The organism is Pseudomonas sp. BAY1663 (assembly GCF_000582595.1).
GTDB lineage: Bacteria > Pseudomonadota > Gammaproteobacteria > Pseudomonadales > Pseudomonadaceae > Stutzerimonas > Stutzerimonas stutzeri_AF.
In genome coordinates this window covers 1-5,073 of the sequence record NZ_AZSV01000150.1, presented here as the reverse complement: position 1 = coordinate 5,073, position 5,073 = coordinate 1, and the positions used below count along the sequence as shown (strand labels likewise).

The window sequence follows — 5,073 nt, the reverse complement described above, 5'->3', positions numbered from 1 at the left end:
TTGTGTGACTCGATCTGCTCGTTGGCCAGCGCCAGTGCCTGGGAGATCGCGCCCAGAGCGTCAGCCAGAGGTTCCAGTGCAATGAGCTGGCTTGGCTCGCGTTGCTTATCGGCAAGATGCTGACGATTGAGGGCAATCCGAGAAGACAGCAGCGCCACTTCTGTCTTCAGTGTTTCCGCATCGAGAAATCGGGAAGGCGCATTAAGGATCTCGGACAATTGCGCCAAAAGCTGATCGGCCGCCGCGGCATAGGTCTTAGCCAGTTCATCAATGGCACGACTGTCATTCAGAAACGTTTCGTCGAATAGGCCTCCAGGTTGGCCGCGAACGAGGCCTCTGTGGCTTGCTGGCAGAAAGGGCAGACTCCTGTCGCCTCATCGAAGTAAGCCCGGCCCTGCCGCACCCAATCGCTGTTGCCCAGCGCCTTGATCATTGCCGCGATATCGACATCTTCCCGGCCCAGAACGCGCTTGCTCAGGATCGGATTCGATTCGTGGGACAACAGCGCATCGAACGAAGGCAATACGACGCGGGGCTCCAACATAGGTGAGGGGCCAAAAATGGTCTTGGCTTTCTCCTGGAGATCGGCCAACGAAACCAATGCTGCAGAATTCCCAGCATGCTCCTGCAGCACACGGACCTTGAAGTTCTCGGCATTGTTGCGTACGCCCTGGAATGCCAAAGCGAATGCACTATCGTGCTTTTTTTCTGGGCCCAGCATGTCTCCTGAAACCAAGCCTCGAGATCGGCGAGTTCTTTGCGTTTTCCTCCCAGACCATCCAGCCCTTCTAGAGTCTCCCTCAGACTGCTGATGCGTCCACTACAGCGACCGGATTCCTGCTTGAGTGCCGCGATCTTGGCAAGATTGTCGACGTTCTTTTCACCGAGGGTGAAGATGCCTTTGAGCTCCGCAGAGGGGCCGAAATTACGTGCAACGAAGTCGCGGTTGTAGACCATAGCCTGAAGGGGCACGCCGCTCTTCCAGCCAACATGGCAACTCGGATAACGAGTGGGGTTGTCGATCACCCTGGAAATTGTGGTTTTGCCACACCCATTGGCACCGTAGATAAAGTTGAACTTCGTCAGCCCATCAAGCGCTTGTACCTCTTGTCCATACGAAGCCACCCCCACTATCCGTATTGACTCAATCATTCGCCTCTCTCCCTAGGCAATCGGTGCCAATCTCTGGCCGGCTATTCGTTATATAGCTTGCAATGTCATTCGAATAGAGTGAGTGAAAGACTAGACCAGTCGAGGTCTAGTGATCTATTCCGGAGGCGCACGCTGGATATGGGCGATTTGGCGGAGAGTTCTGTCGTCACGAGGGTGTATTTGGCTAGTTCGGCGAAGGTGCCCCAGTGAGCGCTTGTGGCGGGTCAGTGGTTTTTGCAGGACTGCCACCGACATTCTGCGGTAGACGAGCGCAGCCACGGTGGCTACAGAGCGAAGTCTCGATGACCTATCAATGAGCTGCCGGTGGATTAGCTGAATGCGGCATAGGGATATTAAATTCCCCCGGTGGTATTGCGGGATTTTCAGCTCAATAGGGGCGGTGTTAGCTAGTAGGCCTGGGGCGAGTTCAATTGTCAGAAGCTGCGGCTAGAGATGAGTTGTAAATCAGGGGGACAGGTAGGGCCTTTTGTTCTGGCCGGTACACGTCCTGGTACTACAGCTACGTGAAGAGCTGTCACGTAATCTAAAGGCGTTCACCTGAAAGACACTGCTGGCTCAGCCAGCGCAAAGCGGCTCAGACCTTAACGAGGCGCGTATCCAGGCCGAAGCGCTCTTGGCTGATCATTCGATACCTGCCCTCGGCCAGCTCGCGACTGACAAGCAAGTTCCAAGAGTGGCGAGTGACGGCGGATGGGATCAGTACGAACGGATGCTCGGCCAGCAGGGCGTCTGCAAATTTCTGCTGGTTAGGTGAAGCGGATGCACTCGTCAGCCAGACAGGATTGGGAACATCCTCGGGCTGTATGACCTTGATAAGGCTCTGATCGAGCACTTCAAAGCATGTGAGCACATGCGCAACCGTATCCAGCACATCGAAGCCAACATGCACCGCCACCTCCAGGATGGCGGTTGATGGGTCTGCCGATGCGTACACAACGTTTCGCCCCGGAGGATTCCAGCGGCCACCCAGCTTGTGGGCACCAATGCCACTGTCCCAGGTGTCCTTGTAGAGCTCGCGGTCAAGGCGCCATGCGTACCATGAGCCAGACCAGGGAAGCGGGTTCACTGATAGACCCCGTACTCGATACGCTCCAGATAATCCTCGACGGCCTGAAACCCCACCGGGTTGTCGATAACGTCCAGCGGCACGTCGCCGTCCAGATACTTGCAAGGACGCCCTAGCCATTCTTCGGCCAGCTTCTGAGTGCCGAACACATTGATCGCGTGCTCCAGCACCTTCGCGTACTGGAACGCCACAGCGCTCTGTTGGGAATTGAGGTGTGCTGGTTGCTTGCTGCCCTGGCGCTGGATCGTCCTGATGGACTTGCCCACAATGCGACTCATGATCTTCTTCGTCGAATACAAATCAGAAATCGCAAGCATGTCTTGCACGTCTTTCAGGTCGAAGCCTTTGACCGTGAGCCTGTAGACCATGACCGGACTGAGCTGGTCAGAGTCACTTTGGAAAAGATATTCCGTTGGCCTACGAGCGGCAGGTGCTGGCTTGCGGGTGCGAGTGTCGGCGGAAACCATAGCGTATTCTCCACATGCGACATATGGCATGATTGTAGCGTCATTTGGCGCGCCGTGCAGCGGATAAGTGCTTGGTGCTCTGTTCGTGGCCTGAATCGATTGTGCGCATGCCTGACGTCCCATTCCGGGTGCTCGCGCAGTTGAGCTGCTTGGGTGAGTTTTCGCCCGCCGGCAGCAGTGGCTGGATCGGCGCGTTCGTTACCACTCTCTGAGCCTACCCGCTCTTTGCTATGCTGCCAGCCTGCGCCGCAGGACTTAGTTGGCTGCGGCCTGCCGCCGCCTCCCCTTGCGGACACCTCATCCAACCGGCTTCTGGAGTCGCGATGAAACATCATCTGGTGATCGAAGACTGGGAAGGCGATGGCGCCATTCGCCTGCCCGACGACGTTCTGCAGGAAATGGGAGTTGATGTTGGAAGCACGCTCTACCTGCTTGAGGAATATGTAGGCACCACCCGTTGCCTGGTGCTCAGTAAGACTCCGCGCATTCCTGATCGCGTTGATGAACTGGCTGGCCATTGGGAGTCGTTTGGCAAAATCTCTGCCGAGATAAACGCCAATGACGAGTGAGCTGACTACCCAGCCTGCTGCCCGCGAATCCCGGTGCGTGACGCTCTGCCATTGCCTCCTGCAAGGAGCAAAGACTTTCATGCATAGACAAGGGCCGCTAGCCTCTGGCCAACCACATTCCTGGGTTGCGCAAATGTGACAGCCCAGGACAAAAAGCAGGTTTGTGCGAACTCAGGCGCAGCACGGCTGTAATTGTGCATTCCACGCGCCGATGCGAGCGGGGGCAGCGCCAAGTACCAGTGATCTATTAACCCCCCACTAAGTTACGATGATCGCTGCAGATCGCGAGCAGAACTCAGGCTCAATGAGACGACGGTAGGACGCGTCAGGGTCTGGCTAGTGGTCAAAAATCGATATCCCGGATTTCGTTTTTTGTGCCAAGGGTAACTGCCCTCGGATGTCTCTATTAGCCTTAAACTGCAAGACACAGTAAAATACGAAACCCTTGCAGTACGGCACTTAGAGGCATTTTTGAACGCTTGTCGCCAACCAAGATTTCTGTACCGCATTGGCCTCCGAAGGAGGGGTCGTGGGTTCGAATCCCGCCGGATGCGCCATCCATGAAAGGGCTCAGGTGAAAACCTGGGCCCTTTTGCTTTTTCTGGATTCTCGCCAGTGCCCCACGTCATGATGAGCGGCCCGTCCGAGCGGCTCGCCGGGCCTTGATGGGGTCAATGGAAAAGGAATCGAGAAATGCTCTATCCCAATTCGCGCATGGAAACCTATTCGGCCAGTCGTGTCAGCCTGGACGAGCCCTGCAGCGTTCGGCTCGAGGCCGACCGGGTGCGCGTGGAGTATGCCCAGGACGGTGAAACCTACGCCTACAGCGGAACCGCCCAGGGCGAAGGCCATTACCAGTTGCGCTGCGAAGGCTACCCGGAGTGCCGGGCCACGCTGCATCGTTTCGAGGGCTCGGTGTTTCTCGAAGGCTTCTGGGTGGAAGAGAGCAGCCAGGGAATGTGGCGCATTCGCCTCGGCGAGTGAGGGGCATGTGCCGGTTACTCCGCCCCCGGGCAAGGGCTGCACGGCCGAACGCGAGTTCGCACCTTTCTCCCATACCTCGGGAGACCGCCCGGCGCCATACGGCCCGGGCGGGTCTGGTTCAATAGCTCTTGTAGGGCAGGAACTTGCCGGACAGCACGACGTTCACCCGGTCGCCCTTGGGGTCGGCCTGGCGCTGGATGTCCATGGAGAAATCGATGGCGCTCATGATGCCGTCGCCGAACTCCTCGTGGATCAACTCCTTGATGGTCGAGCCGTAGACACTGACGATCTCGTACCAGCGGTAGATCAGCGGATCGGATGGCACCGCGGTCGGCAGCGAGCCCTTGTACGGCACGATCTGCAGCCAGGCCACCGCTTCGTCGGACAGGCCGAACAGCGTGCCGAGGGTTTCCGCCTGGGCCTTGTCGAAGGTCATCTGCCCGAGGCAGCCGGCAGTGGTCCACTCCTTCGACAGGCCGATGGCGTCGGCCACCTGGCTCCACTTCAGGCCCTTGCTGACCTTGGCGGCCAGGATCATCTTGGTTACGTCTTCGCGGCTGGAAATCATCGGATATTCCTCTTGGTGTCGTTGCCGGGCGGCGCGGCGGCTGCCCGCTCACGGGGTTCGATTGGGAGGGTTCAGTCAGCCAGGGCAATACTGAACGGGATCGGGTTGCGCATGGAGTTGGCCACCGGCGAGTAGAAATTGGCCTGGCACACGATCTCCTCCAGCTCCTCGCGGCTCGCATCGCCCTCCACCAGCACCTTCACGCGGATTTCCTGGAAACCCATCTGCGCCGGCTGCATCTCCGCG

6 protein-coding genes and 1 pseudogene are annotated in these 5,073 nt (G+C 58.0%); 2 read left to right on the top strand and 5 right to left on the bottom strand.

Features of this window, described 5'->3' with window-relative positions:
* From BAY1663_RS22020 to BAY1663_RS22010, 3 genes and pseudogenes are all read right to left on the bottom strand, one after another.
* Window positions 1-1,152, bottom strand: a pseudogene (locus BAY1663_RS22020) (AAA family ATPase); the annotation flags it as partial.
* Window positions 1,153-1,747: 595 nt separating this feature from the next.
* Complete coding sequence (locus BAY1663_RS22015; protein WP_037045108.1) at window positions 1,748-2,239, bottom strand: RES family NAD+ phosphorylase; 492 nt, start codon at window positions 2,237-2,239, stop codon at window positions 1,748-1,750.
* Window positions 2,236-2,706 carry an antitoxin Xre/MbcA/ParS toxin-binding domain-containing protein gene (locus BAY1663_RS22010; RefSeq protein ID WP_037045105.1) on the bottom strand — a complete coding sequence of 157 codons (471 nt, stop codon included), beginning with the start codon at window positions 2,704-2,706 and terminating at the stop codon, window positions 2,236-2,238. Before BAY1663_RS22010 ends, BAY1663_RS22015 begins: the two co-directional genes overlap by 4 nt.
* 323 nt (window positions 2,707-3,029) lie before the next feature.
* On the opposite strand from BAY1663_RS22010, the gene BAY1663_RS22005 reads away from it, so the two are divergent.
* Together BAY1663_RS22005 and BAY1663_RS22000 are read left to right on the top strand one after the other, a co-directional pair.
* A complete protein-coding gene (locus BAY1663_RS22005) occupies window positions 3,030-3,275 on the top strand; it encodes a hypothetical protein (RefSeq protein WP_037045104.1) in 246 nt (81 codons plus the stop codon).
* Window positions 3,276-3,968: 693 nt separating this feature from the next.
* Entirely contained in the window at window positions 3,969-4,259 is a 291-nt protein-coding gene (locus BAY1663_RS22000) for a hypothetical protein (RefSeq protein WP_037045102.1), read from the top strand.
* A gap of 118 nt (window positions 4,260-4,377) precedes the next feature.
* Here BAY1663_RS22000 and cynS read toward each other — a convergent pair whose 3' ends face one another.
* Both cynS and BAY1663_RS21990 read right to left on the bottom strand, forming a co-directional pair.
* Entirely contained in the window at window positions 4,378-4,827 is a 450-nt protein-coding gene (cynS, locus tag BAY1663_RS21995) for a cyanase (RefSeq protein WP_037045100.1), read from the bottom strand.
* A 71-nt stretch (window positions 4,828-4,898) separates the two neighbouring features.
* Window positions 4,899-5,066, bottom strand: coding sequence for an OsmC family protein (locus tag BAY1663_RS21990; protein WP_371257648.1), 168 nt, complete (start codon window positions 5,064-5,066; stop codon window positions 4,899-4,901).
* Between the last annotated feature and the right edge of the window lie 7 nt (window positions 5,067-5,073).

Bases quoted from the DNA above. Each gene is read 5' to 3' on its own strand.
- BAY1663_RS22010 (WP_037045105.1), bottom strand. From the start codon at position 2,706: ATGGTTTCCGCCGACACTCGCACCCGCAAGCCAGCACCTGCCGCTCGT.
- cynS (WP_037045100.1), bottom strand. From the start codon at position 4,827: ATGATTTCCAGCCGCGAAGACGTAACCAAGATGATCCTGGCCGCCAAG.
- BAY1663_RS21990 (WP_371257648.1), bottom strand. From the start codon at position 5,066: ATGCAGCCGGCGCAGATGGGTTTCCAGGAAATCCGCGTGAAGGTGCTG.
- BAY1663_RS22005 (WP_037045104.1), top strand. From the start codon at position 3,030: ATGAAACATCATCTGGTGATCGAAGACTGGGAAGGCGATGGCGCCATT.
- BAY1663_RS22000 (WP_037045102.1), top strand. From the start codon at position 3,969: ATGCTCTATCCCAATTCGCGCATGGAAACCTATTCGGCCAGTCGTGTC.